Genomic DNA, 25,750 nt, shown 5'->3' on the forward strand with positions numbered 1-25,750 from the left:
TCAGGCATACTCCTTTTCCGTTCGGGCTTCGAGGGCTTGTTTGATTTTTTCGGGCGTGACGGGAATTTCGTAGAAATCCACCCCGATGGCATCATAGATGGCGTTCAGGATGGCAGGTGGCACACCGATAACCGGATGTTCTCCGATGCCGCGAGCGCCAAAAGCCCCAATCGGGTCGGGTGTTTCGATGAATTCGATGGTTTGCTGGGGAGCTTCTTTATAGGTTGGAATGTGGTACTGGAAGTAATGTGGGTTAAGGATGCGGCCTTCTTCGTCGAACTTCACTTCTTCATACAAGGCTGCGCCCAACCCCATTAAGACTCCGCCTAACACGGTGCCGCGAATTTGAATCGGGTTAATGACCTGTCCGACATCGAAGACGGATGCAAAGTGATCTACGTAGATTCTACCGGTTTTCTTCTCAATGCGGATTTCGGCAGCTTGAGCGCCAAAGGTATAAGTCACCCCCAGATTCCCCTGACCGTTTTGATCCGGGTTGGAATAACGTGGCAGGCGGGCATCGGCTACCGATTGAGCCAGATCGCCAATGGTGATGCCATTGTCCGTGATGTAGCCGCGCGCTAATTGGGTTACCGGAACGCGAATGGAGGGGTCGCTGCGCAGGTAGACGTACTCACCGTCGTATTCAAGATAATCTTCATCGGTGCGAAGTACCTGAGCAGCTGTTTTCTTCAAGCCTTGAATCAGTTTCTCGGCGGCGCGAACGATGGCGCGTCCCCCTTGCATGGTGAACATGGAACCGATGGTTTGCCATTCGTAGGGGGAGAACTGGGTGTCAATTTCGTTGTAGCAGCGCACTTTTTCGGGTGGTATCTTGAGGGCTTCGGCGGCAATCTGACGAACGACGGTGCGCAAGCCCTGGCCCACTTCGGCGCCGCCCATATTGACCGACACGCTGCCGTCAATGTTCATCTTCATGTAGCAGCCCTTGGTGGAGAAGGGCGCGCCTTTGGGTGATTTCATCAATGCAGCAAAACCCCGACCATAATAAAATTGATCATCTTCTTGCTTCTCTTTGGGCTTTCCAAAGACAATTTGTTGAACCCGCTCGGCACATGCCTGCATGTCACCGTTTGATTTCCACATCCGCTCACCGAGCGAATTGGTGCTGCCTTCGCGCAGATAATTCTTGCGGCGTAATTCAAATGGATCCATATTCAGCTTGCGTGCCAGCATGTCCATCATCCGCTCGGTGGCAAACTGCGGTTCGGGATGCCCATAACCACGGAATGCGCCAACCGGCGGCGTGTTGGTATAGACGGTGTAGCCGGTTAGATCGCAATGTTCAAATTCATACGGGCCGGTGGAGTTGTGGGTTGCGGCGATGGTCACATTGACGGCAGTGTCGGAGTATGCTCCGCCCGAATGATATACGGTGGTTTTAAGGGCCACCAGTTTGCCATCGCGCTTTGCCCCGATTTTCATGACCGTGCGAATGCCGTGAGCAAGTAATGTGCTGGTGATGTCTTCCTTGCGGCTGGCAACCCACTTGACAGGCCGCCCGGGGACGAAACTGGCGATCCAGGCAATGGTCTGCTCGACGGTGATATCCGATTTGTAGCCAAAGCAGCCGCCAATATCGGGAATGTGAACGCGAACATCCGAGACGGGCACACCGTAGGAATGGGCAATGTCATCGCGGATGATGAAGGGGCAAATCGAGGATGACCAGATTTCGATGGTGCGGTCTTCCTTGAACCAGACAATTGAACCGTGCGGTTCGAGTGCGGCGCAGGAACCAAACGGATAATTGAACTCGCCCTCGATGATGACGTCGGCTTCCTCGAAACCTTCCTCGCCGCGGCCTTTTTTCAGATGATAGACGTTGGCGATGTTGGTGCCGGGCTTTGGGTTGAGGGTCGGAAGATGCCAGTATTCGCCCAATTCTTCGTGTATGAGAACGGCATCCTCGCTCATTGCCTGGCGGGCATCAATGTAAACCGGCAGAGGGTCGTATTCCACTTTAATCTTGTCCAACGCCGCGTAGGCGTGGCGGGGCGTATCGGCGATGACGGCAGCAACCGGTTCTCCAATGTGCCGGACTTTGTCAATCGCCATGGGTACCAGGTCGCGGATGTTATCTCCGTAGCGGTAGGTGCAGCCCTTGCCGGTGACGACTTTGACCACACCGGGACATTTTTCGGCTTCACTGGTATCAATGGAGAGGATGCGGGCATGGGCGTATTTGGGCCGCAGGATGGCGGCGTGTAACATGCCCGGCAGACGGATGTCATCCAAAAAGACGGCTTTACCGGTAACTTTATTGATGGCATCCGGTCTGATGTAACTTTTACCTAAATACTTGTAAGCCATTTTCAACTCCTTTCTTGAATTACTTGTGTACTATTCTCTGCGGTAGGGTTTCAACAAGGCTGCCGGGTAAGAAGCGTTCCGCCCGGCAATGACCAGGGCAATGATCGTAACCACATACGGCAGAGCCAAAAAGGTTTCATAAGGCACGGGCAACTGCAAACCCATTGCCTGTAAGCGCAATTGCAAAGCAAAGGTGCCGCCAAAGATCAAACCGCCCAGCATCACGCGAACAGGGTGCCAGTTGCCGAAGATCACGATGGCAATGGCAACCCAACCGCGCCCGGAGATGATCCCGTGAGTGAAGGCGCCCAATTGGAAAAGTGAGAGAAATGCACCCCCAGCCGCCATCAGACCGCCGCCGATTGCCAGGGCAGCATAACGCACTGCCGGTACACTGATTCCGGCGGCATCCACCGCCTCCGGATTTTCGCCAACCGAGCGGATTTTCAAACCAAAATTGGTGCGGTACAGAATCCACCATGCCAGCGGCACAATGACCAGAAAGGTGAGGTAGGTCAACCAGTATTGGGAAAGGATCGGCCCGAGGATGGGGTTGTTTTGCAAAATATTGAGCGTTTGGAAGGAAGGGATGGAAGGGGGAGTAGAACGGCCGCCATAGAAAAGACGGAAGGTGAAAAGCGTTAAGCCGGTATGCAAGAGGGTGATACCCAGACCGGAAACGTGCTGGTTGACCCCAAGGGTGACGGTGAAGAAACCCATCAACAAACCAAACACGATTCCCGATAAGATGGCCATTAATAAACCCAGCCAGAGTGAACCGCTTTTATCGGCGATTAGAAAGCCTACAAAGGCGCCAAAATACATAATGCCTTCAATGCCGAGGTTCAGAATACCGGCACGTTCGCTATAAGTTTCTCCAATGGCAGCCAGGACAATTGGGGTTGAAACACGGAAGGTGGCTGCGATTAAGTTGACCAGGAATACTTCCATTATGCCCTCCGAACGATGCGGTAACGTTGAAGCAGGTACATTCCCAGGGCAACCAGTAACATGACTGCCTGAGTGACCTCGCCCAGGTAAACCGGTACGCCCATTGCCCGGCTAACCGTTTGAGCGCCGGTATCAATCAACCCAAAGAATAGAGAGGCAACGAACACACCTATGGCATTCAGGCTGCCGAGCGTGGCAATGATCACCCCGGTGTAGCCATAACCGGCGGAAAGATCGCCGATCAAGTGGAATTGAATACCAGCTACTTCGCTTACCCCGGCAATGCCGGCAATACCGCCGCTGATTAATGCGGCAATCAGTGTGGTGCGTCCAACGTTGATGCCTGCAAATTGTGCGGCAGGTTTTCCCAGTCCAACGGCGCGCATTTTCAGACCAAAGGAGGTCTGGGTCAGGATAAACCATAAAACTGCAATCCCTACCAGGGCTACAATGAACCCAAAGTGCAGGCGCGAACGGGGAATCAGCTTGAAAAACATGGTATTCTCAGCAATTTCGGGGGATTGCGGCCAACCAGAGGTTGGGTCGCGCCAGGGGCCGTTTAGAATGGCGCTGACAATATAGGCCATGATGGAATTCATCAAAAGGGTGGTGACTACCTCATCCACGGCCAGCCGGACTTTGAGCAGCGCAGGAATCAGCGCCCAGGCCATACCTGCCAAAAATCCGCCAATTATCATCAAAGGGATGGCAATGGCGGCCGGTACCCCTGCCAGAACAATGCCAAGCCATGCAGCCGCAATCGCCCCGGCGTACAGCTGGCCTTCGGCGCCGATGTTGTAATAACCGGTGGCAAAAGCAAATGTGACGGCTACGCCGGTCAGCATCAAAGGAGTGGACTTGACCAGCACCTCCAGGAAAGATACCTGACTGGAGAGAGGGGAGATCAGGAAATAATAGTAAGCCTGAAAGGGATTTGCCCGAGTGGAGAGAATCAACCCCGCAGTAATAAGGAATGTGATCAAAAGAATCAGCACCGGAATGAGCGGGCGCATCCAAATAGGGGGTGTGTCGGTTTTGACCAGTTGATAAGGGAACCGTTTGGCTTCCATGGAATCAATGCTCCTTGACGGCACCCGACATCAGCAGCCCGAGTCGTTCGGGTGTGGCTTCTGCGGCGGGTAAAGTACCAACAATTTCGCCCTCGTAAATGACGGCAATCCGATCCGAGAGCGCCAGAATTTCATCCAGGTCTTCTGAGATCAGCAGAATGGCGGCGCCACGCTGGCGCTGTTCCAGCAATTGCTGGCGAACATAATCCGTTGCGCCAATATCCAAACCACGGGTCGGTTGAGGAGCAATGATCACTTTGGGCTGCCGGGCCAGTACGCGTGCCAGCAGCACCTTTTGCATGTTCCCGCCGGAAAGGGTGCGGGTAATATCATTTGGTTTGGCTTTGATCTGAAATTTCTGGATTAACTCACTGGCATATTGACGGATGGCTTTATGGTCTAAAACACCATTGCGGGTGAATTCATCCAGATGTTCCAGAACGAGATTGTCGGTAACGCTCAGGTGAACGACCATTCCCTCATGGCGGTCTTCGGGTATACGTCCGAGTCCGGATTGGGTGAGTTCGGAGGGTGATTTGCCAGTGACATCCCGGCCATCAACGCGGATGCTCCCGGCGGTTGGTTGACGGACACCGCAAATCGTTTCAGCCAGTTCCTTCTGCCCGTTTCCTCCAACGCCGGCAATACCTAAAATTTCGCCCTCAAAAACGGTGAGCGAGATGTTCTTAAGGACGGGTAAGTTTTTATCGTCGTTGGCGCACAGGTTGATCAGTTCGAGCATGGGTTTTTGTGCAGCCGTTTCGGAAGTTGCTTTGCTGCGCGTTACGCCGAAAGTTTCTCTTCCGACCATCATCGCAGCCAGTTCTTTTTGGGTGACATCGGCGGTATTGACCGTACCAACGACTTTACCGTCTCGCAGGACGGTGACTCGATCGGTGATTTGGGTTACTTCATGTAATTTGTGGCTGATAAAGATGACCGATAAACCTTCCTGTTTGAGACGATTCAACGTTTCAAACAGCGCCTCTACTTCCTGGGGAATCAGCACTGCGGTTGGTTCGTCAAGAATGAGAATTTCAGCATTGCGGTAAAGGGCTTTAAGAATTTCGACCCGCTGGCGCTGTCCAACCGACAGATGCCGGACGATTGCTTTGGGATTGATTTCTAATCCAAACCGACGGGCGGCTTCGGTAACGCTCTCTTCTATTTGATTCTGATCAAGAACGAACGAGTTTTGATAACCCAGCACAACATTTTCTGCAACCGTCAGCGGCGGCACAAGAGCAAAATGCTGGGTCACCATTCCAATTCCGAGATGGATGGCATCTTTGGGTGAGTGGATGACGACAGGCTGTTCCTTGACTTTGATGACACCCGAATCGGGATGGTACAACCCATAGAGGATGCGCATCAATGTGGTTTTTCCTGCCCCGTTTTCACCCAGCAGAGCGTGAACTTCTCCTTTTTGCAATTCAAAATTCACGTGGTCATTGGCGATGAGATCGCCAAAGCGCTTGGTGATGGATTGCATTTCGACGATAAACATGACCTCTCCTGAGGGGCTTAGGTGGGATAACCCGTAGCGGCGCTTGTTTATCAAACAGGATGGTTTTGATCGCTTCTACGGGTGGACTGGTATTCCTGACTTGTTTCAACCATTATGGGTGTTGAGGTGCCTGTGCGGCTTGCTTTGGCCGCACAGGCACACTCCAGTTTCACCTAGTTGGTAGGTGCCGGGGGTTCTTCCTTGATGTCAACGCGGAAGAGACCATTGCGGATTTCTTCATCGCGTTGCTTGACCAGCGAAAGGATGTTCTCCGGAATCTTGGATTCCATGCCGTGGAATGGAGCAAGGTACGCACCACCTTTGGCAACCATGCTGAAGTCCTTGAGATCCTGAGCGGTGAAGGTGCCGGCTTCAATCTGCTTGATCACGTATTCAACCGTGGGGGTCATGTTCCAGACTGGCCCGGTCAGGACGTGATCCGGTCCGAGTTCGTACTGGTCGCTCATGTTCCCAAAAGCCAGCAGACCTTTTTCAACCGCCGCATCAATCACGCCGAAGCGTTCGGCAAACAGCACATCGGCACCGGCATCCACCTGAGCCAGAGCAGCCTCTTTGGCAGCGGCGGGATCAAACCACGAGTTGATGAAGGTAACCAGCACTTTGGCATCCGGGTTGACCTCTTTGACGCCGTCAATGAACGCGTTGACAATGCGGTTGACTTCGGGAACGGGATAGCCACCAACCACACCGATCACATTCGTCTTGGTTACACCACCGGCGATCATGCCGCACAGGTAAGCCGGTTCGTGAATCCAGTTATCGAATACCGCCACATTGGGTTCCGCCGGGCCGAGGCCGGAACCAAAGACAAAAGCAATTTCCGGGTAATCCTTGGCTACCCGACGGACGGCTTCTTCATTGCCAAAAGCATCGCCAAAGATGGCGGCTGGTTTTTGTTTTTCGGCTACTTCGCGAAGAACGCGTTCCATATCGCCGGCGTAACCGATATCATCAGTATACTCGTAGCGGATTTTGCCTTCATCCGCAACTTTTTGGAGCGCCTGATGAATTACACCATCCCAGGGTTCTTCGATGGGGGTGGCAAAGGCGCCGAAGAATAACGGCGCTTGAGTCTCACCGGTTTGGGGCGCCTGGGTCTGTGCAGCCGGAGCGCATTGTGCGGTAAGCACCACCAGCAAAACAGCGATCAAGACAGTCTTAAAGGTTTTCATCGTTTAATTCTCCCCCAGGTGATTGGTTTTAGATAAGAAAATTGAGGTGAGGATGATTGGGAAAGAGATTATGACGTGGACACCTCCTTTCTGAAATTACATGGGAAAAAAGTGGTTTGTCATGAAAGAGGAGGATAATCAAGGAGGGAACAAAATAACCCAAAAAACCAGATTTCCAGTTTTTAATAAAGACTGGTAAATCTGAATGGACATCGGATGAAACAGACGATGTAGGGTATTAATAGTTTATTGAAAAACTTTAAGAATTGCAAGCAGTTTGGGTTGACAAATGACGAATTAATAATAGATGTATGACAATTGTCCGAAGGAACTAAAAATTCTGCTTTTTTCGATGAGGTTATAATAAAACTATGTCATCCGAGAATGAATTAAGCGAACGTGAAAAAGAGATTTTACGGCTTGTGGCTACTGGCGCCAGCAATAAAGAAATTGCTCAGGTGCTGTACATCAGTCCTAACACGGTCAAGGTTCATCTCCGTAATATATTTGCAAAAATCGGTGTTGTTTCCCGCACCGAGGCTACCCTATATGCCATCAAAATCGGGCTGATTCCCGAAGCCGTGCGCGAAGAAATCCACACCAGTCAGGCGGTTTCCGAGGGCAGCCTTGTAGTAACCGCCGAAGCACCACCAGCCGTCTCCCGCTCTTCACCGATCAAAGGTAGAGGGTGGGTGCTGTTTGTGGTTGTCCTCTTGATCGGGATTGGTTTCTTTCGGATGAGGAGTGTCAATCCAGGGGGAGTAGCCCAGGTCAATAGCGAGCAGCGGTGGAGCCAACTGGCTGATTTACCGGAAGGCGTTGGGGGAGGTGTTACGGAGAGGTACGAGGGGTATCTGTATCTGTTTGGGGGCGAAAAGGACGGAAAACTCAGCGGGAATGTATTTGCCTATAACATCACCCAAAATCAATGGGAGAGAAAGTCCCCAAAACCCACCATCGTTAGCGGTGTACAGGCGGGTGTGCTCGGGGAAAAAATTTATCTCCCCGGTGGAGAACTGGCAGATGATACCCTTACCACTCAGGTTGAAGTGTATGATCCGCGTAATGATCTTTGGGAAACCACCACACCGTTACCTGTTCGGCTGACAGGTTACGGGCTGGCGGTTTTTGAGGGGCGATTGTATTTGTTTGGCGGTTGGGATGGTAATTCGTATCGGGATGAGGTGTGGATTTTCGAACCGGATGCTAAAGAATGGATTCTGCAACAAAAAATGCCCTTTGCCCGCGCATTTTTGGCAACGGCGGTGCTTGGAAACAAAATTTATCTGTTGGGGGGCGAAACGATGGTCGGTGTGACGGATGAATGTCTGGCTTTCTACCCCAATCGAGAGAAGGATGACCCGACCGCCTGGGAGCAAAAGCCTTCCCTCCCAAGGGGGAGAAAGAACCTGCGCGCGACTGTTCTGGCTGACGGCGTGTACGTCGCCGGTGGGGTCAATCAAATTGATCAGCCAATCACCGACATCCTTCGGTTTAATGAATCAAGCGGGGTTTGGGAGGTTTTGGAACCACCTCCATTGCTGGTCTCGGCAGATACAGCGTTGGCTGCCAGCCAAACACGCCTCCATTTTCTTGGAGGAACGATTGGCATGCGGACAGTTCCCTATCATCAGGCTTATCAAGCTCTCTATACGGTGGTGCTTCCGGCCGTCAGCCGATAAAAAAACACCTCTTGAGGAGGTGTTTTCGGGTGAGGAGCGGGAGACGGGACTCGAACCCGCGAATGTCAGCTTGGAAGGCTGATGCCTTACCACTTGGCGACTCCCGCATGATGAATTTTATTTTAACCATATCCCTACAAACGGTCAACCCTTCGCGAAATGGAAACAATGAGCTGGCTTCCTTATCGCCGTGATTGGCTTTCCCGGGCGGGTTTCGTTGGCCGATGTTTTTCTGAATTCAGGGAAAAGGGAAGGGCGTTACAGTTCCACGCTGGATGGGTGTAAGTAGATTGGCGGCAAATTCACTGATTTCCAGACGAGTCGGATTGTCGGCTTCTTCCAGTCCAAGACTGTTGAGCGTCATCCGGATTTGACTGCCGTCTGCACTGCTCTGGTTCCATTCAAAGGGTTGAAGGCGGATAAACCAGCGCAGGATCTTGCTCAGTTGTTCGGGGGTTAACCGCATGATACCGGGATTCTGACTGGCCTGCCCTCGGCAATAATACTGGACACTCCACCCGTTCAGGTAGACTTTTAAACCATCACAGTATTCCTGAAATGAACCTTCGCGGCTCCAGTTTAGAGCGGGAATACTGGTGAGATAGCCATCTACACTAGCCAATACCGGATTTGATTCCAATTTAGAAATTCGGAACTCGAAAATGTGGTTCTCAATCCCCAATCGAATAATCCGGCCTTCGACCGGCAATTGAGTGCAGGGAATTTCGGCAATGGCAATTTCCAGACAACCATCTAAAAATGTGGTTTGGCGCTCACTGAGTATTTGAATTGCCTGCGGGTCATAACCTAAAAGTCCGGCCAGGTATTGTACGGCTTGCAAGGCCGAAATGGAAGGTTGATCAACCGAACGGATGGGGCGTACCATCATTCCATCCAAGTCAGTGTGATAGGTGTATGATTTGTCTGAGTAACGCAGGGTGACAATCAGGCCGGGAATCTTTTGTTCCGGACAAATTTCGCCCGGGTCACCCGCTTCCAGGCAGGAATTTTGCCAGGTTACCGATTCGATGGCTTGAATGGTGATTTGCTGGGGGGAGATATTCAACTCGCGGGCGAGTTCACGTCTGGCCTGTAAGGCTCCCCCGGGGGGTTGGATAAAACCACCATCCTGTGGGGGCAGCGTGGCAGTTTGCCCGACCGGCTGGTCGGTTTTATTACATGCCGCCAAAAGGAGCAGCAGAAAAATGGTGATGAGAGAAAACCTTCGAAACATCCAATAGGATTGTAATAGAAATCTGCCTCTTTGGGGTAAATCGTTCCGAGAATGATTTGCGCAATTACCCAAAATCAGATACATTGTTTAAAAAATTTGAGAGGAAATCATGGAAGAAAAGTTTTTGGAACTCAAGTCGCGCTTGAAAGAGATTGCCGATTTGAACAAAGCGGCTGGCTTATTGGGCTGGGATCAACGGGTTATGATGCCACCGGCGGGTGCTGCTGTTCGGGCTGAAGTGCTGGCAACTTTAGGGAAGATTGCCCATGAAAAATTCACATCAGATGAAATGGGAAAATTGCTGGGGGTTCTCAGATCATACGAAGAAAGTTTACCGTATGAATCTGACGAAGCCAGCCTAATTCGTGTAGCCAGAAGAGATTATGAAAAGAGTGTTCGGGTGCCGGCCAGTTTACGGGCCGAGATGAGTCGGGCTTCTTCTCAGGCGCAGCAGGTATGGGTAGAAGCCCGGCAAAAGGCTGACTTCAATCACTTTTTACCCATGTTGGAGCGGCAGATTGAATTGCGCCATCGTTATATCGAATGTTTTCCCCCGGCTGAGGATCCTTACGATGTTTTACTGGATGATTACGAACGGGATATGCGTTTCAATGAGGTGCAAGGGACGTTTGAGCAACTGAAAGAGGGGCTTGTGCCGTTGATTCAATCTATTCAGGAAAATGCCGACCGGGTTTCGGATGCACCCTTGCACGGCCATTTTCCGGTGGAACAACAAAAGGCATTTTGTCTTGAGGTGGTCAAGCATTTTGGTTTTGATCCGAATAGCTGGCGGTTGGATTCTACTGTGCATCCTTTTGCCTCCAGTATTGCCACACAAGACATCCGCATTACCACACGCTATTTTGAGGATTTCATCTCTCCGGCTCTGTTCGGCTCGATGCATGAATGCGGGCATGGTTTATATGAAAATGGAGTTTCTCCCTCATTAGAACGCACCTTGCTGGCGCGTGGTGCTTCCTCAGGACTGCATGAGTCCCAATCTCGCATGTGGGAAAATCTGGTTGGGCGCAGTTTTCCTTTCTGGAAATATTTCTACCCCAGATTACAACAAACCTTTCCCCAGCAGTTCGCGGAAGTCCGCTTGGAAGAATTTTATCGGGCGATCAACAAAGTTCAGCCATCCTTTATCCGAGTCGAGGCTGATGAAGCCACTTACAATCTGCATATCATTTTACGTTTTGAAATAGAATGGCAAATGATTCGGGGGGAAATCGCTCTTAAGCACCTTCCTGAAGTCTGGAACAACCGTTTTCAAGAGTATCTCGGCCTGAGCATTCCCAACGATCGTTTGGGCGTATTGCAAGATATTCACTGGTCAATGGGTTTGATCGGTTATTTTCCGACCTATTCGTTGGGTAACATCGTTTCCTGCCAGATTTGGGAGAAGGTGTTGGAGGCTATTCCTGATTTATACGAGCAGTTCGAACGTGGGCAGTTTCTGCCACTACGCGAGTGGCTGCGAGAAAACTTCCACAGGTATGGTCGAAAATTTACCCCCAAGGAAACCCTCCAAAAAGTCACGGGTAAAGCCGAGATTGATGTTGAGCCGTATTTGCGTTATTTGAAGACTAAATTTTCGGAGATTTACGGGTTGAATTAGAAATCCACCCGTCTTCCTAGCGATAGTTTTGATAGATCGTCAGGACTTTATCCGCGTAGGTATAACCCGCGTCCATGGGTCCGTATGCTTTTAACGCTTCGCGAACATCGCCTTTGCGTTGGATCAGCCCTGCCAGCATTCGCACACCGTATTGAATGTTGAATTGTGGGTCGAATAGCTCCTGCATGGAAGGCCGATTGGCAAAACAGGGACCATTGATGCACATAAATTCAGCGGCTTTGCCATCGCGCGGCATGACCTGCATCAGCCCGACTGCACCACTGCGCGAATAAGCGTCCGGGTTGCCGCCCGATTCTTGCAGCATTACCGCAGCGATCAGATTCGGATCGAGCTGGAACTCTCCGGCAGCCTGCTGGATATAATGACACCATTGTTGAATTTTTTCCGGGTAGCGGTTGGAGATTTGACATTCTTCCGGGGTTGTGCCAGTGGGTTCTTCGGATCTGGGCTGTTCTGCGGGGGTGGGGTTAGGTTCGAGATCAGAAGCCTGTGCCGTTAGCGAAGGATTCAAGAGGAAGCGGGAAATTCCGATAACTACAAGAATTCCAATGAGCACAGCAGGTAAAATGGCTTTGCTGGGATGATTCATTTCAGCCTCCGGGCAGGATATGGGGTGTAAATAGATTGAGAATCGTGCGGCTGAAATGATTATAGAACAATTATTCTATTTCGGGAAGAGGGCAGTTCTACCTTAAGCGGGGTGATTTTCGGGTGAGAAGCATCAGGGTTGAATTGACTCAACCAATAATTCTTCCAGATAATCACCCTGCAAAACGCGGTCTTTCCATCCCGGCATGAGATGATCAAGCAAAACCCCTTGCCCAAACCCAGAATAATAAAAAAGAATTTCACCATCCATGTTCGTTTTGGACATGGTACTTAACTGAGTTTTAAAGAATTGGGCGCGCGAGGAGTAATTTTTCAAACCTAATTTTTGGGTCGAATCGGGCAGGGGCAAAAACTCATTTTGCGCAGCAATTTTACCAATTTGTAACTCCGCATATTTTGCCACCCCCTCCAACCATTCGCGTTTGCGTTCATAATCCATCAGGGCGTCACTTAACTGAGCAGATTGCCGTCGTTCATTTCTAACTTTTAGAAATTGCTCGGCAACCAAAATTGCCTCTTCACGAGTAGAAACTTCTCCCGCCTGCTGGAGTACTTTCAATTCATTCTTCCAGTTTTTCATTAAGTTTTCATTCTCAAAAGGGTATTGCTTTTCCCAATTGGCAATTAATTCAGCGTTTTCGAACATGACTGGATTTTGTCTGGCCTGAAATACATGAAAAGCCTCATGAGCCAATGAACTGATATAGGCTTCCGGGGCGAGCATTAAATCGCGAAAGAATATGCGGTAAGGGAAGATTTCCCGCAAGACCGGAGGGAGTTCAGTGTACATCAGATCGTGAAAATAAATCAAAGCAAATTCCTGAGTCTGGAACGACGCAGCAATTTGATCATCTATTTTAACGACAAAGTTTTCGGGTGTTTTTTGCGGATCCTCGATCCAAGTGCGGAAGACAGTGTTACCCGACGCATTGACCGGCTGCCATTCCCCGCCGCGTTGATGCGTGCGTGGATACATGGTCCAGCCCTCAGAAAGTGGCGTATCAATTCCTACGGCAAAAGCGGCCGTTTCATTGTAAAACACCCATGGAATTCGTTCAACTGACCAACCGGGAAAGACCTGATTGCCAACACCGGAGAGAAGATGATTGGCTTCCTGGGTCAGAAGCATTTGATTTTCTGAAAGAAGCTCTGGATTTTCAGATCTTTTTGGAAGGGATTGATTGATGATGAGTAGGGTCAAAGAACTGAACAAGCACAAACCTGCCATTGTAAAGAAGATGCCCAGTAAAAGAGATTTTCGTTTCTTAAACATGTTAATTTCCTGTTTGAGATTTGATTGTCTTTAATGATTTACGCATCTGCTATAATTCGGTTGCAGGGGAAAATCAATCAAAAGGAGACAAAAATGAAGCCAAAAGGGTCTCTATGGTACAAAAATGCCATATTTTACGAAGTATATGTGCGCGCCTTTTATGATAGTAATGGGGATGGGCATGGTGATTTGGCAGGATTGATCCAGAAACTGGATTACCTGCGGGATTTTGGGGTGGATTGCCTCTGGCTGCTGCCGATCTATCCTTCTCCGTTGCGGGATGACGGCTATGACATTGCGGATTATTATAATGTCTTGCCCACATACGGCGATTTGAACGACTTCAAAGAACTGGTACGGCAAGCGCATCAGCGTGGAATGCGTGTGATTGCTGATCTGGTACTGAACCACACATCCGATCAGCACCCCTGGTTTCAATCAGCCCGCAGTAGCCGAAATTCGCCTTATCGCGATTATTATGTCTGGTCAGATACCGATCAAAAATACAAGGAAGCCCGCATCATCTTTCTGGATACCGAAAAATCCAACTGGACATGGGATGAAGTGGCCGGACAGTATTACTGGCATCGTTTTTATTCGTCCCAGCCTGATCTGAATTACGATAATCCCGCTGTTCGGGAGGAAATGAAAAAAATCATTCGCTTCTGGATGGACATGGGTATTGATGGTTTTCGCGCGGATGCCGTTCCCTACTTATTTGAACGCGAAGGTACGAATTGCGAAAATTTACCGGAGACTCATGCATACCTTAAGGAAGTACGCGCCTTTCTGGATGAGCATTATCCGGAGGCAATTTTGCTGGGGGAAGCCAATCAATGGCCGGAGGATGTACTCCCGTACTTTGGCAATGGGGATGAATTACACATGAACTTTCACTTCCCGCTGATGCCGCGGCTCTACATGGCGCTGAAAAAAGCGGACAAGTCTCCGCTGGAATGGGTTTTTGAACGTACCCCGGCTATTCCCGAAAATTGTCAATGGTGTACTTTCCTGCGCAATCACGACGAGTTAACTCTGGAAATGATCACGTCGGAAGAAAGGGAATTTATGTGGCGCGAATACGCGCCGGATCCCAGGATGCGTCTGAATTTAGGCATTCGTCGTCGTCTTGCCCCATTAATGGAAAATGACCAGAGGCGCATCCGCCTATTGTATTCGATGCTGTTCAGTCTTCCCGGCACGCCGATCATTTATTACGGCGATGAGATTGGAATGGGTGATAACATCGAATTGTTCGACCGGAATGGGGTGCGCACGCCGATGCAATGGGATTCCTCACCGACGGCGGGTTTTTCATCCGCACTGCCATCCCAGTGGTATGCGCCGGTGGTTTCTACTCCTCCGTTTGACCCTCAACACGTCAATGTAGCGGATCAAATCCAAAGCACGGATTCATTGTATCACTTCCTGAAACACCTGATCGCTCTCCGTAAAGTCCGCTCCGAACTGTCAAGCGGAGAAATGGGCTGGATTGAGACGGGGTCACCTTCAGTGGCAGCTGTCTGGCGGGTTGAAGGCAGCCGTTGGTTGTGTGCCGTTCATAATCTGGCGGATAAGGCTCAAGAAATCAACCTGAACCTGCCGGTACAAACGGGAGTTTATACCGATTTGGTTGGAGGCCAAGTCTCACTCAACACAAATGAAAGTCGCTTAAAACTTCAGCCGTATCAGACCTTGTGGTTTGCCAATTCTTAAGCGTGAATTGACATCAAAGGTTGCCGTGCGCCAGCAAGAGGATGCGCGGCATCCCTTTTTCAATTAACAGGCTTAACTGATCGAGGAGTTTCTCGATGTCCGACGGTGTGATGGAAGGCGGGTCTTTGATCTCCTCGGTGGCATTGCTCATTTCGCTAAGCATAAAAACCCGCCCTGCGTGATGTGGGAAAACATGATTCAAGGCTTCTTTATGCCCCAGTTCCATGACCAGAATCAGCTTGTGGCTGCTGAGTAGTCCTTCGTTTATCTTTTGAGAACGATGTTTTCTGAGGTCCACCCCTCTGGCGAAGGAAGCCTGAATCACTTCTTCTGGGGAGGGCATTCCCTCCTGTACCCAGGTGCCGGCGCTATTAACCCGCCAGCGGTCGAGTGAAAGGCCTTCACGTAGCAGATCATTGCGGAAAAGTGCAGCAGCCAGCGGAGAACGGATGCGGTTGGCCGTGCAGACAAACAGCACCGAAGGGCGGTTCAGCGGTGCAGTTCTGCCGGCTTCCGTCAATTAGCGCTCCATGCTGACAACCTGCTGCTCCCAGCGATGCCAGTCTCCAAAACGTTCTTCCAAAATGCGTTTTCCTTCGCCGGGGCAGGGCAGTCCGGCCAATTCGAGATCGGCATCCACCATAATCCGCACCAGTTCGTGGAAACGGACTTTGGGTTGCCATCCCAATTCGCGCCGGGCACGGCTGGCATCTGCCAGCAGGTAATCCACTTCGGTTGGGCGGAAATAACGCGGATCAATGCGCACATAGTCTTCCCATTTCATTCCGGCATAGCCAAAGGCTTCTTCTAAAAATTCGCGGACGGAATGGGATTCGCCGGTACCGATGACATAATCATTCGGCTTGTCCTGCTGCATGATTAACCACATGGCCTCGACGTATTCGGGCGCATATCCCCAATCGCGCTTGGCGTCCAGATTTCCCAGATAGAGATACTTTTGGCGGCCGGATTTGATGGCAGCGATGGCGCGAGTGATCTTGCGGGTGACAAAGGTTTCACCACGGCGGGGTGATTCATGGTTGAAGAGAATCCCGTTGCAGGCAAAAATGCCATAGCCTTCGCGGTAATTGCGGGTCAGCCAGTAGGCATAGACTTTTGCGGCGGCATAAGGGCTGCGTGGTTCAAAGGAGGTGTCTTCATTTTGAGGGGGCTTTGCGCTGCCAAACATCTCACTGGAAGATGCCTGATAGAATTTTTCCTCAAAACCGCTCTTACGAATGGCTTCCAGGATGCGGGTGGTGCCCAATGCAGTCACATCACCGGTGTATTCGGGCATGTCAAAACTGACTCGTACGTGGCTTTGGGCGGCGAGATGATACACTTCGTCGGGACGAACATTGTAGATAATGTTGGAGATGGTTTCGGCGACCGAAATATCACCGTAATGCAAGTACAAGCGTACCTCACCACCGTTGGGATGGGGGTCATGGTAAATATGGTCAATCCGGCGAGTATTGAAAGTAGATGCCCGGCGGATGATGCCATGAACTTCATACCCTTTGGAAAGCAACAATTCAGCCAGATAGGAACCATCCTGACCGGTGATGCCGGTAATCAATGCCTTTTTCAAATTGTCCTCCTGAGATCAAATCGCTTGATCTGATTTGTTTCGTTTGGAAATGCTGCAAGGAACAAGTATAACCGACCTTCTTAAAAACTGTCAAACTAAAAAAATTCTGGCAGAGGAATATCCCAATGCCAGAATAGAACGGTGGAAACAATCTTTAAGCAGGCTGTTTGACTTCCACTTCCTCTTTTTGGAAGGACAATTGATTGTCGCCCTTCTGATAATCAATGATGACGCGGTCACCCCGCTGGAACTGGCCGGAAAGAACGGCGATGGAGAGCGGGCTTTCGACGTGTTTTTGGAGGGCGCGTCGCAGCGGTCGGGCGCCAAAAGCTGGGTCATAGCCGACTTCCGCCAGCCATTTACGGGCAGCATCGGTCAAAACCACATCCAACCCATGTTCTTTGAGCCGTTCGCTGACTTCTTTCATTTGCAGATCAACAATCTGGTACATCTGCTCCAGTTTGAGCGGTGAGAACATGATGATCTCGTCAATCCGGTTGAGAAATTCGGGGCGGAAGGTGCTTTTGAGGGCTTTCTGAATTTTCTCGTGTTGAGCGCGGTTCTCGTCACTCGAATCTTCGCTCAAAAAGCCCAATGTACCGCCCTGACGCACAAATTCGGTGCCAAGATTGCTGGTCATGATCAGAACCGTGTTGCGGAAGTCAACGACCTGCCCCTGACCGTCCGTCAAACGGCCGTCATCCAGAATCTGGAGTAGTGCGTTCCACACCTCGGGGTGAGCTTTTTCGATTTCGTCGAACAAAACCACCCGATAGGGCCGGCGGCGGACGGCCTCGGTTAACTGACCACCTTCCTCGTATCCGACGTAACCGGGCGGTGCACCAAACAGCCGCGAGACGGTGTGTTGTTCACGGTATTCGCTCATGTCCAGACGCACAAGTGCATCCTCGTCACCGAACAGGAATTCGGCCAGGGCTTTAGCCAGTTCGGTTTTGCCAACACCGGATGGGCCGATAAAGATGAATGATCCAATTGGCCGGCGCGGGTCTTTCAGTCCGGCTCGGGCGCGGCGAATGGCATCTGAAATGGCATGAATGGCTTCTTCCTGCCCGACTACCCGCTCGCTCAGCCGTTCTTCCATGTGTAACAGGCGTTCGGCCTCCGATTCCATCATCTGGCTCACGGGGATGCCCGTCCATTGAGCGACAACCTGAGCGATGTCATCTACATCAACAACCTCATCAAGTTTATGCTCGGCTTCCCATTTATCGCGCAACTGGTTGAATTCGGTCTCGAGGCGCAAACGTTCGGCTTTTTTGCGCGCGGCGCGTTCGTAATCGCGTTCGATGCCGGCCTGTTCCTCTTCAGCGCGTAATTTTTCGATTTCGGTTTTCATCTCTTTCAATTCAGGCGGCAGAGAGAACAAAGCCACGCGCAATTTAGCAGCGGCCTCGTCCATCAGATCAATGGCTTTGTCCGGCAAGTGACGGTCGGTCACATACTGAGCAGAAAGTCGCGCGGCAGCAACCAGGGCATCATCGGAAAAGTGCACTTTATGATGGGCTTCATATCGATCGCGAAGCCCCATCAGCATTTTGATGGTGTCTTCCACGGTGGGCTCATCCACATAAACCGGGGCAAAACGGCGTTCCAGAGCCGAGTCCTTTTCGATGTGCTTATGGTACTCATCCAGCGTGGTTGCGCCGATGCACTGCAGCTCACCGCGAGCCAGCGCCGGCTTGAGCATGTTCGAGGCATCCATTGCTCCCTGGGCAGCCCCGGCGCCGACTACGGTGTGCAATTCATCAATGAAGAGGATGATCTCACCCTCTGATCGTTGCACCTCTTCAATGGCGGCTTTCAGGCGCTCTTCAAATTCACCGCGAAAACGGCTTCCCGCAATCATTGCGCCAAGGTCTAGTGAGACCACCCGCTTGCCCATTAAGATTTCGGGTACATCATTGCTGGCAATTTTCTGCGCCAGACCTTCTACAATAGCGGTCTTGCCGACCCCGGCTTCGCCGATTAGAACCGGGTTGTTTTTCGTGCGTCGCGAGAGGATTTGCATCACCCGGCGAATTTCATTATCCCGACCGATGACCGGATCCAGTTTGCCTTCACGGGCCAGTTGGGTCAAATCCCGCGAGTATTTTTCCAGGGTTCGGTAACGGGTTTCGGCTTGTGGGTCGGTTACCCGTTGACCGCCGCGCAACTGCATAATGGCATCCAGCACCCGCTCGCGGGTGAGGCCGTTGCTTTCCAGAAGACGGGCAGCCGGTGTGTTCCGCTCACTGAGAATCGCCAAGAAGATGTGCTCGGTTGAGATGTATTCATCCTTAAGGCGGCTGGCCTCTTCGTTTGCCAGATCCACAATCCGTTTGACACGCGGCGTGATGAAGATCTGGCCGGCTCCACCGCCAAAAATGCTGGCTTTGGGGCTGGTGCGCAAGATGTAATCCAGCCGATCGGCGAGCATGTTCGGGTCAACCTTCAAAATTTCCAAAATTTGAGAGATGACCCCTTGTGGTTGTTCAATTAAAGCGAGCAGAATGTGCTCGGTATCAATCTGATTATGGCCGTAGCGCTGAATAATTTCCGCAGCGCGTTGAGCGGCTTCCTGAGCTCTTTCGGTAAAACGATCAAATCGCATCATAGTTCGTTATCCTTCAATTATGGTTAAACAATGCCTTCGTTGGAATTATAGCATCGCCTTTGTCAGTATTTTACAAATAGTGTATAAGAAATCTATCATCATTTTAGTTTTTCTGAGGGGCGAAAACAAGCACTTAATCACGGGTGTACACTATTCTGCCTTCCACCATCGTAAAGAGGATATTTCCATCCTCATCCATCAGAAACAGGTCAGCGTCTTTACCGGGTTCCAGACTGCCTTTCTGGTGGGCAATCCCGATTGTGCGGGCTGGATAAAGAGAAGCGCTCAAAATCGCCTCTTCCAGCGGTGCGCCGGTTGCATTGACAAAGTTGTGGAGGGCTTTCTCAAGCGTCAAGCCGCTGCCTGCCAGTGTGCCATCCAATAAAGCGACCTTGCCTTGTTTAACCTGCACCGGACGATTGTCCAGAATATACTGACCATCCGGCAGGCCGGTTACACGGGTGCTGTCGGAAATCAGCACAATCCCTTCACAGCTGCGCAGTTGATAAAGGATGCGCTGGGCAACGGGGTGGACGTGGATGTTATCAGCAATCAGCTCGCAGCGCAGTTCGGGCATGGTCAGACCGGCACCCACGACGCCGGGTTCACGATGATGAAGCGGGCTCATGGCATTAAAGCAATGGGTCAGCAGTCTTACTCCCCGCTCAACAGCAACTTGCATTTGCTCGTAGGTTGCGCTGGTATGACCGGCGGCGACGGTAATGCCCCGCGAAACGCAGGCGTCAATCAACCAGAAGTTTTCGGGGAATTCCGGTGCCAGTGAAACTACCTTAACCATTTCGTGCTGGATGAGAGAAAGGGCTTCTTCATGGTCGGTTGCCTGACGGATGAATTGAATGGCTTGCGCACCGGCGCGATTGGGATTCATGTAAGGGCCTTCCAGGTAGGCGCCTAATAAGGCTGCGCCATTGCGGATGCGCCCATAGGCATTCCCAATCGCATCCAAAGCCTTGAGCAAGGCGGCCTGGGGGGCTGCCCAGGTTGCAGCCAGGAAAGAGGTCACTCCATGTTGAACCAGAAATTGAGCAATCTCTTCAATGGCGTGCAGGTCAGCGTCCATGAATTCAAAGCCCATTGCGCCATGAATATGTAAATCCATCAGACCGGGAAGCAGGTGATTTTGACCGGCATCCAGTTTCTCCTGGGCTTTTTGCATCTCGGTTGCCGGTGGTTGACCGTGCCCCAAACGAGAAATCGTACGATTTTCAACTACAATCCAGCCGGGGGATAAGATTTCATTCGGCGTATAAATTCGGGCATTCCAAATTAATGTTCCCATATAATTGTTCCTCACCGCTTTGGTTAAGTTGATTGTAATCCGAAAACGAAAAGGTTTGTATTTTGGGGAGGGCGGAATTGGAAAACGGACCCATATGCTGAGCGGGTTTTCAAGCGCCGATAAGCGGTGTACAATTTTGTTATGGACGTTGCCCTGCTTTCTTCCCGCCAACATATCCGTCCGCTACGCAGCCGAAAAGATATTCTGGCAGTGGCCGATTTAATTGAGATTTGCTTTGCCGATCATATGGATGTGGATGGGAGAGAGTACATTCGTTATCTGCGGCGCTTCGCTGTACCGGATGAAGGTCTGGCCGGTAAACTTTTGGAGCCGTTTCAAGTACCGGTGCGAGGATTGGTCTGGGAGGAAGATGGTCAAATTGTCGGCAACCTGAGCCTGATCTCGTTCAACAGGCAAGGGAAACGCTACACTCTGATTGCCAATGTAGCCACTCACCCGGCTTATCGTCGGCGTGGAATTGCCCGCCACCTGACCGAAACCGCTTTGCAGCAAATTCGCGAGCGGGGAGAAAATGAAGCCTGGTTGCATGTCCGCGAGGATAACCCGGCAGCCATTCAATTGTACCGGTCCCTGGGTTTTGAGGAACGATGCCGGCGCACCAGCTGGATGTGGGAACCGCACTCCGGATTTCTGCCAAAAGTCAACCATGAAAAAATTCGGATTGTATCTCGCCAGCCCGGCGATTGGCCGCATCAAAACCGCTGGTTGGATGAAGTCTATCCGGCAGAAATAACCTGGAACCTTCCGTTGGATAAAAACCGCCTGAAACCCAATTTCTGGAAGGACTTGTGGAACTGGTTGAATGGTGGCGAAGCCTTGCACCTTTCGGCACGTTGGATTGATCATTTGGTGGGCGTGGCTTCCTGGCAGCCGACTTCGGCTTACGCGGATATGATCTGGTTGGCTGCCGCAGCCGAACACGAAGATGAAGTCATTCCGGTCTTGTTGTCAGCAGCCGGCAGGCGGCTGCATAATGGAAGACCTCTGGCGGTTAACTATCCTGCGCAACGGGCAACGGAGGGTTTCCGCCGGGCCGGCTTTCAAGCGCATGTTACCTTGATCTGGATGCGTATCCAACTTTGATATGGTAAAGGAGGAGAAAATGAAAAAATTGTTAATCCGGCTGGCAATCAACGCTGTGGCTCTGTATGCAGCAGTTGCCTTGTTGAAGGATTCTTATATCTTTCCGAACGATCCGGATAACTGGCTCAGTTTTATCTGGCTGGCATTGATCTTTGGGGTGGTCAACGCCGTCATCCGGCCCATTCTGATGGTGATGAGCTGCCCGCTGATCATTTTGACGCTGGGATTAGGCACCCTGCTGATCAATACGTTGATGTTTGTTCTTGCCGGCTGGATTGGTACCCAGTTCGGTGTGGGATTTGAAGTCAACGGTTTCTGGGGGGCATTTTTTGGCGCATTAATCACCAGTGTGGTCAGTTTCGTACTGAGCCAGTTGTTCCGGGACGAGTTGAAGAAATAGCCTGCAAAAAGTAACCGTCCGCCGAAAAAGGCGGGCGGTTACTTTTTAAGTTAGATTTTTATGGCAAAGTGAATCGAAGGACAACACGATTGGCAGCGTCACTGACCCAAACATGACCGTCCTTGTCCACGGCGACCCCGGCTGCCAGGCCAAATCCGTCAATACCGGGGCTGTAATCACCCCATGTACGCACAAACTGGCCTTCCTCGGTAAACTGGATCACGCGGTAGCCTTCGGGGTCGGTGACAAAGACACTGCCTCGGTTGTCCACGGCAATATAGGGTTTGTTTTCCAGCGATTGACCAAACCAGCCAAAAATGTCCCAGGAGCGGAGGAAGAAGGTTCGACCGCTTTGGGGGTCAATTTGAAAGACCTGTACTCGTTGATTCCAGGTGTCGGTCACAAATACCTGATCCTGTGAGTTGATGGCAATTCCGACCTGTTCATCAAACTGACCCGGATCAATGCCAGGGCTGCCAAACTCGTCGAGGAAATTGCCGTTTTGGTCAAAGATGACAATTCGCTTGTTACCGGTATCGGTTACAAACAGTCTGCCCCGCGAATCAAATGCCAGGTCGCGCGGCCCCCAGAAGGCTTCCGGTGCAACGCCCTGACCAAAAAATCCCCACATGGTCACAAATTGACCATCGGCGGTAAATTTTTGAATCCGATGATTCCAGGTGTCGGCCACAAATACCGAGCCGTCCGGAGCTACAGCAACACCCCAGGGCTCGTAAAATGTCCCGCCTGGAGCACTGCCTTCGGCAAGGTTGGCAAAGGAACCCCAACGGTGGAGTAACTCCCCTTGTGGGGAAATGTGGAGTATCTGATGCAAACCGCTATCGGCAATATACAGGCTGCCGTCGGGGGCGATGGCAATTTTACGGGGTGAGCCAAACTGGATTGCACTGCCGGGTTGGCCGATGACTTGATCGGGCAGTAACTCTAGCACACCGTTGACATACGGGTCGGTTGGCTGCTGTTGGCTGGTTGTGGGTGCCGCCCCATAATTCCAGATCAATGAAAGAATGTCATTGCGGATGTACATCTTGAGTTTTTGTGAAGGCTGCCATGTTTCGACGGTTAAATTGGGATTGTTGGTTAACTGAGCATACTCTGTGTAGTCGCGGTCACGCCAGATTTTGAATATGGCTGATCGCATGGCCGGGTCACGCAGCGCATTCCAGATTCGATCCCAGGTCAGGTTGTAGTAATCCTGCATCGGCCACCACAGGCGTTGATATTCGAAACTCTGGAAGGTGCCGCGGGTGATCGAATCAAGGCGTGACCAGTTCTTTTCGCCGGCGATGATGATGGGCGAGTCGCGCAAATCACGGGTGACATTGTCTGTAAAGTAGCGTTTATTGGGATAATCGCGGAAGTACCACCAGTAGGGGTACAACGCATCGTTATCATAAGCCACATTGATATTCTTTCCGCTGGCTGTTCGCCGCGAGATCTCCTCAACCTGTTCCAGAATGTCTTTCGGGCCGCGGGCAGCATGAGCATATACCAAAAATTCTTTGGCGTTGTCGTAATTGATGTAATTGGCTGTGTAGGCGGTACGCGCCGTCATCACTGCCATATATACGGCAATTCCAGCCACAAACAGGCGCAGGATGGCAGAAGGCTGCCAGTCTTGTAAAACTCGCACAATTCCCCAAAGGGAAAGGCTGAAAGCCAAGGTGGAAAAAATAAACAGGGAGGTAGATTGGAGTTGTTCAAGGGTATTCCCCTGAAAGGGTGGCTGAGAGCCAAGCAGTGTACCCAGCAAGCCGCCCAAACCGGTCAGGGCAACCGGTACGAGAATCACCGCAAGCCAGGCGTGATTTTCTTTGAGTTTTTGCCACGGGGTGGTTTCTACCAGATAACCGAAACCCCAGGCTGCCGAAATCAAGAAGGGGACGGCAATGTGAACGGTTAACCAGGGCATTTTTTCGCCGGCGATCGAGTAAGCAACCAAGGAGGTCAAAGCCCAAAACAGGAAGAGTGCCAGAGTGGGCAATGGCCGTTCTTGAAGGAAAACCGGTGAGGGAGTTGGCTCTTCTGCGATTTCGGAGTCGGGAATTGCCTCTTCTACTTCAGCCGAAGGTGCGTTCGTGAGATGATCGGGATTCTGGATGGTTTGGCTGAGCCGCTCACCTGAAAAGGATGAGAAGCGATTGTAACGAACGCCAAAGTAAACGGCCAGCAGCGTGCCAAACATTGCCAGGAATTCATAAATGGGCATCTGGATCAGAATGTAGTAATAAAAAGGCTGTTCACCCCGATGGACTCCCTGCTGTTCCAGCCAGTAGCCTAATGAACCGACAATACCGGTGAAAAACCCAAAACCGTTGGTAAAGAGTGTCGTGTAAAAAACGGTGAAGATGCCGTAGAAGATGGCAAAGTTGACCAACCAGAGTTTTGGTTTCCAGAGGAGACCAATTCCCACTCCAAGTGCGGTAAGAAGAATCAGAAAGATGCCGGTGCGAAGGAGGCTTTCCGGCGAATAATCAATCGGATTCCAGTTTTGACGAAGCAAGGAACCAATGATCTTCACCGGAAAGGCGGTTAATAAGGGCAGGATCAAGGAACCGGTCAACACTAATAAGTCAAAGGAGCGATCCTCTTTGAGGGCTTGCCAGCCGATGTTTCTTAGCAAAATGACGGCAGCAATTACCCCCAACACCAGCGCGACGATCACTCCGCCGAGTTCGACCAGCTGAATTGGAGTAAATGTTTGGCCAAGGGCTTCTTGAATCTCACTGGCATTTTTGTTGACAATCGCATTCCAGCCGGCCAGGAGGACGACAAAGACCAGCAGGATCAATGCGGTGGAAAGCAGGGTCATGAATAATCTGCGCGCCTGTTGATTTTCCCAGCGGGCTTTGCCGATATGTTCCATGAAGAGGAACGCCAGAAAGATCAGCAATTGGGCGGTGTAGATGTAGGCCGTTTCTTTGGTGGCAAATTGAAGCGCGCTAACCGCTGTGAGCAGGTAAAGCATGCTGCGCTCGCCTTTTTCGAGATAGCGCAGTACGGCAAAGAGGGTTAGAACTGCATAGAGGGCTACAAATGCTTCATTGCGGGTGTAGCGTCCGTAAAAAAGCAGGTAGGGGGAAATCAGGAAAAGGTAACCGCCAATGAGCGAGCCAACTTTGCCAAGATAACGTCGAAAAGCAAAGGTGACAAACAACACGGTAGCCACACTAAAAAGTGCAGCCGGAATGCGCGAGGTAAAATCATTAGCGCCGAAAAGGAAGTAAGAGAGGGCAACCAGATGAAATTGAACCGGCCCATGCGTTACCGGGTCATGGCGGTAGCCTTTACCAATGGCAAGGTCGTAAGAAGGCACCACATGGTTGACTTCGTCATGACTCATCACCCGTTCGCCAAGCAGGTAAAATCGGCTGAACAACGTCAGGCCGATTAAGACGGCAATCAAAATAAAATAGGGGGTGATTTGTGGGAGGTCTCGAAGCAGAGGGCGATCCAGCCAGCTCGCTGAAGAGGATGATTCGCGGGTGTTTTCCATAGTGGTTAGCAAT

At 51.1% G+C, this 25,750-nt stretch carries 18 protein-coding genes and 1 tRNA gene; 5 read left to right on the top strand and 14 right to left on the bottom strand.

All coding sequences use genetic code 11. From position 1 onward, the window contains the following. From AC812_RS14860 to AC812_RS14880, 5 genes are all read right to left on the bottom strand, one after another. Entirely contained in the window at positions 1-2,334 is a 2,334-nt protein-coding gene (locus AC812_RS14860) for a xanthine dehydrogenase family protein molybdopterin-binding subunit (protein WP_061915123.1), read from the bottom strand. A 30-nt stretch (positions 2,335-2,364) separates the two neighbouring features. Then, positions 2,365-3,285, bottom strand: coding sequence for an ABC transporter permease (locus AC812_RS14865; RefSeq protein WP_061915125.1), 921 nt, complete (start codon positions 3,283-3,285; stop codon positions 2,365-2,367). After that, the gene (locus tag AC812_RS14870; RefSeq protein WP_061915129.1) at positions 3,285-4,355 is read right to left on the bottom strand and encodes an ABC transporter permease; all 1,071 of its coding nucleotides are present in this window, start codon (positions 4,353-4,355) and stop codon (positions 3,285-3,287) included. Before AC812_RS14870 ends, AC812_RS14865 begins: the two co-directional genes overlap by 1 nt. Positions 4,356-4,359: 4 nt before the next feature. After that, positions 4,360-5,862: an ABC transporter ATP-binding protein gene (locus tag AC812_RS14875; RefSeq protein WP_061915132.1), complete on the bottom strand. Its 1,503-nt coding sequence runs from the start codon at positions 5,860-5,862 to the stop codon at positions 4,360-4,362. Between the two features lie 173 nt (positions 5,863-6,035). After that, entirely contained in the window at positions 6,036-7,055 is a 1,020-nt protein-coding gene (locus AC812_RS14880) for a BMP family protein (protein ID WP_061915135.1), read from the bottom strand. Positions 7,056-7,426: 371 nt separating this feature from the next. Between AC812_RS14880 and AC812_RS14885 the strand changes: the two genes are divergently transcribed. Continuing rightward, positions 7,427-8,737 carry a helix-turn-helix domain-containing protein gene (locus AC812_RS14885; protein ID WP_061915137.1) on the top strand — a complete coding sequence of 437 codons (1,311 nt, stop codon included), beginning with the start codon at positions 7,427-7,429 and terminating at the stop codon, positions 8,735-8,737. Positions 8,738-8,772: 35 nt separating this feature from the next. Here AC812_RS14885 and AC812_RS14890 read toward each other — a convergent pair. Both AC812_RS14890 and AC812_RS14895 read right to left on the bottom strand, forming a co-directional pair. Continuing rightward, positions 8,773-8,844, bottom strand: a tRNA-Gly gene (locus AC812_RS14890). Positions 8,845-8,975: 131 nt separating this feature from the next. Then, the gene (locus AC812_RS14895; RefSeq protein ID WP_061915139.1) at positions 8,976-9,971 is read right to left on the bottom strand and encodes a hypothetical protein; all 996 of its coding nucleotides are present in this window, start codon (positions 9,969-9,971) and stop codon (positions 8,976-8,978) included. Positions 9,972-10,080: 109 nt separating this feature from the next. On the opposite strand from AC812_RS14895, the gene AC812_RS14900 reads away from it, so the two are divergent. Then, positions 10,081-11,592: a carboxypeptidase M32 gene (locus AC812_RS14900; protein ID WP_061915143.1), complete on the top strand. Its 1,512-nt coding sequence runs from the start codon at positions 10,081-10,083 to the stop codon at positions 11,590-11,592. 16 nt (positions 11,593-11,608) lie between these two features. Here the strand turns inward: AC812_RS14900 and AC812_RS14905 are convergent, their stop codons facing one another. Beyond that, positions 11,609-12,202 (bottom strand): lytic transglycosylase domain-containing protein, encoded by a 594-nt coding sequence (locus AC812_RS14905; protein WP_061915146.1) that lies wholly within the window; start codon positions 12,200-12,202, stop codon positions 11,609-11,611. 132 nt (positions 12,203-12,334) lie between these two features. Next, positions 12,335-13,495: a hypothetical protein gene (locus tag AC812_RS14910; protein WP_061915149.1), complete on the bottom strand. Its 1,161-nt coding sequence runs from the start codon at positions 13,493-13,495 to the stop codon at positions 12,335-12,337. A gap of 93 nt (positions 13,496-13,588) precedes the next feature. Here AC812_RS14910 and treS point away from each other — a divergent pair, with 93 nt between their 5' ends. Then, a complete protein-coding gene (treS, locus tag AC812_RS14915) occupies positions 13,589-15,211 on the top strand; it encodes a maltose alpha-D-glucosyltransferase (protein WP_061915249.1) in 1,623 nt (540 codons plus the stop codon). Between the two features lie 13 nt (positions 15,212-15,224). On the opposite strand, the gene AC812_RS14920 is transcribed toward treS, so the two are convergent. The 4 genes from AC812_RS14920 to nagA all read right to left on the bottom strand — a co-directional run bounded on the left by AC812_RS14920 (position 15,225) and on the right by nagA (position 20,716). Next, a complete protein-coding gene (locus AC812_RS14920) occupies positions 15,225-15,731 on the bottom strand; it encodes an arsenate reductase/protein-tyrosine-phosphatase family protein (protein WP_061915152.1) in 507 nt (168 codons plus the stop codon). Next, positions 15,732-16,802 (bottom strand): GDP-mannose 4,6-dehydratase, encoded by a 1,071-nt coding sequence (gmd, locus tag AC812_RS14925; protein ID WP_061915155.1) that lies wholly within the window; start codon positions 16,800-16,802, stop codon positions 15,732-15,734. Positions 16,803-16,956: 154 nt separating this feature from the next. After that, the gene (locus AC812_RS14930) at positions 16,957-19,413 is read right to left on the bottom strand and encodes an ATP-dependent Clp protease ATP-binding subunit (RefSeq protein WP_061915252.1); all 2,457 of its coding nucleotides are present in this window, start codon (positions 19,411-19,413) and stop codon (positions 16,957-16,959) included. Between the two features lie 136 nt (positions 19,414-19,549). Beyond that, on the bottom strand, positions 19,550-20,716 hold the full coding sequence (nagA, locus tag AC812_RS14935) for an N-acetylglucosamine-6-phosphate deacetylase (RefSeq protein WP_061915158.1): 1,167 nt from the start codon (positions 20,714-20,716) through the stop codon (positions 19,550-19,552). Positions 20,717-20,857: 141 nt separating this feature from the next. Here nagA and AC812_RS14940 point away from each other — a divergent pair, with 141 nt between their 5' ends. Further along, positions 20,858-21,820: a GNAT family N-acetyltransferase gene (locus AC812_RS14940; protein ID WP_061915160.1), complete on the top strand. Its 963-nt coding sequence runs from the start codon at positions 20,858-20,860 to the stop codon at positions 21,818-21,820. 19 nt (positions 21,821-21,839) lie between these two features. Further along, complete coding sequence (locus AC812_RS14945; protein ID WP_061915163.1) at positions 21,840-22,220, top strand: phage holin family protein; 381 nt, start codon at positions 21,840-21,842, stop codon at positions 22,218-22,220. Positions 22,221-22,278: 58 nt separating this feature from the next. Here AC812_RS14945 and AC812_RS14950 read toward each other — a convergent pair whose 3' ends face one another. Then, the gene (locus AC812_RS14950) at positions 22,279-25,737 is read right to left on the bottom strand and encodes a glycosyltransferase family 39 protein (RefSeq protein ID WP_061915166.1); all 3,459 of its coding nucleotides are present in this window, start codon (positions 25,735-25,737) and stop codon (positions 22,279-22,281) included. Positions 25,738-25,750: the final 13 nt, after the last annotated feature.

Origin of the sequence: Bellilinea caldifistulae (assembly GCF_001306055.1) — a bacterium.
GTDB lineage: Bacteria > Chloroflexota > Anaerolineae > Anaerolineales > Anaerolineaceae > Bellilinea > Bellilinea caldifistulae.

Bases quoted from the DNA above. Each gene is read 5' to 3' on its own strand.
- AC812_RS14860 (WP_061915123.1), bottom strand. From the start codon at position 2,334: ATGGCTTACAAGTATTTAGGTAAAAGTTACATCAGACCGGATGCCATC.
- AC812_RS14865 (WP_061915125.1), bottom strand. From the start codon at position 3,285: ATGGAAGTATTCCTGGTCAACTTAATCGCAGCCACCTTCCGTGTTTCA.
- AC812_RS14870 (WP_061915129.1), bottom strand. From the start codon at position 4,355: ATGGAAGCCAAACGGTTCCCTTATCAACTGGTCAAAACCGACACACCC.
- AC812_RS14875 (WP_061915132.1), bottom strand. From the start codon at position 5,862: ATGTTTATCGTCGAAATGCAATCCATCACCAAGCGCTTTGGCGATCTC.
- AC812_RS14880 (WP_061915135.1), bottom strand. From the start codon at position 7,055: ATGAAAACCTTTAAGACTGTCTTGATCGCTGTTTTGCTGGTGGTGCTT.
- AC812_RS14885 (WP_061915137.1), top strand. From the start codon at position 7,427: ATGTCATCCGAGAATGAATTAAGCGAACGTGAAAAAGAGATTTTACGG.
- AC812_RS14895 (WP_061915139.1), bottom strand. From the start codon at position 9,971: ATGTTTCGAAGGTTTTCTCTCATCACCATTTTTCTGCTGCTCCTTTTG.
- AC812_RS14900 (WP_061915143.1), top strand. From the start codon at position 10,081: ATGGAAGAAAAGTTTTTGGAACTCAAGTCGCGCTTGAAAGAGATTGCC.
- AC812_RS14905 (WP_061915146.1), bottom strand. From the start codon at position 12,202: ATGAATCATCCCAGCAAAGCCATTTTACCTGCTGTGCTCATTGGAATT.
- AC812_RS14910 (WP_061915149.1), bottom strand. From the start codon at position 13,495: ATGTTTAAGAAACGAAAATCTCTTTTACTGGGCATCTTCTTTACAATG.
- treS (WP_061915249.1), top strand. From the start codon at position 13,589: ATGAAGCCAAAAGGGTCTCTATGGTACAAAAATGCCATATTTTACGAA.
- AC812_RS14930 (WP_061915252.1), bottom strand. From the start codon at position 19,413: ATGCGATTTGATCGTTTTACCGAAAGAGCTCAGGAAGCCGCTCAACGC.
- nagA (WP_061915158.1), bottom strand. From the start codon at position 20,716: ATGGGAACATTAATTTGGAATGCCCGAATTTATACGCCGAATGAAATC.
- AC812_RS14940 (WP_061915160.1), top strand. From the start codon at position 20,858: ATGGACGTTGCCCTGCTTTCTTCCCGCCAACATATCCGTCCGCTACGC.
- AC812_RS14945 (WP_061915163.1), top strand. From the start codon at position 21,840: ATGAAAAAATTGTTAATCCGGCTGGCAATCAACGCTGTGGCTCTGTAT.
- AC812_RS14950 (WP_061915166.1), bottom strand. From the start codon at position 25,737: ATGGAAAACACCCGCGAATCATCCTCTTCAGCGAGCTGGCTGGATCGC.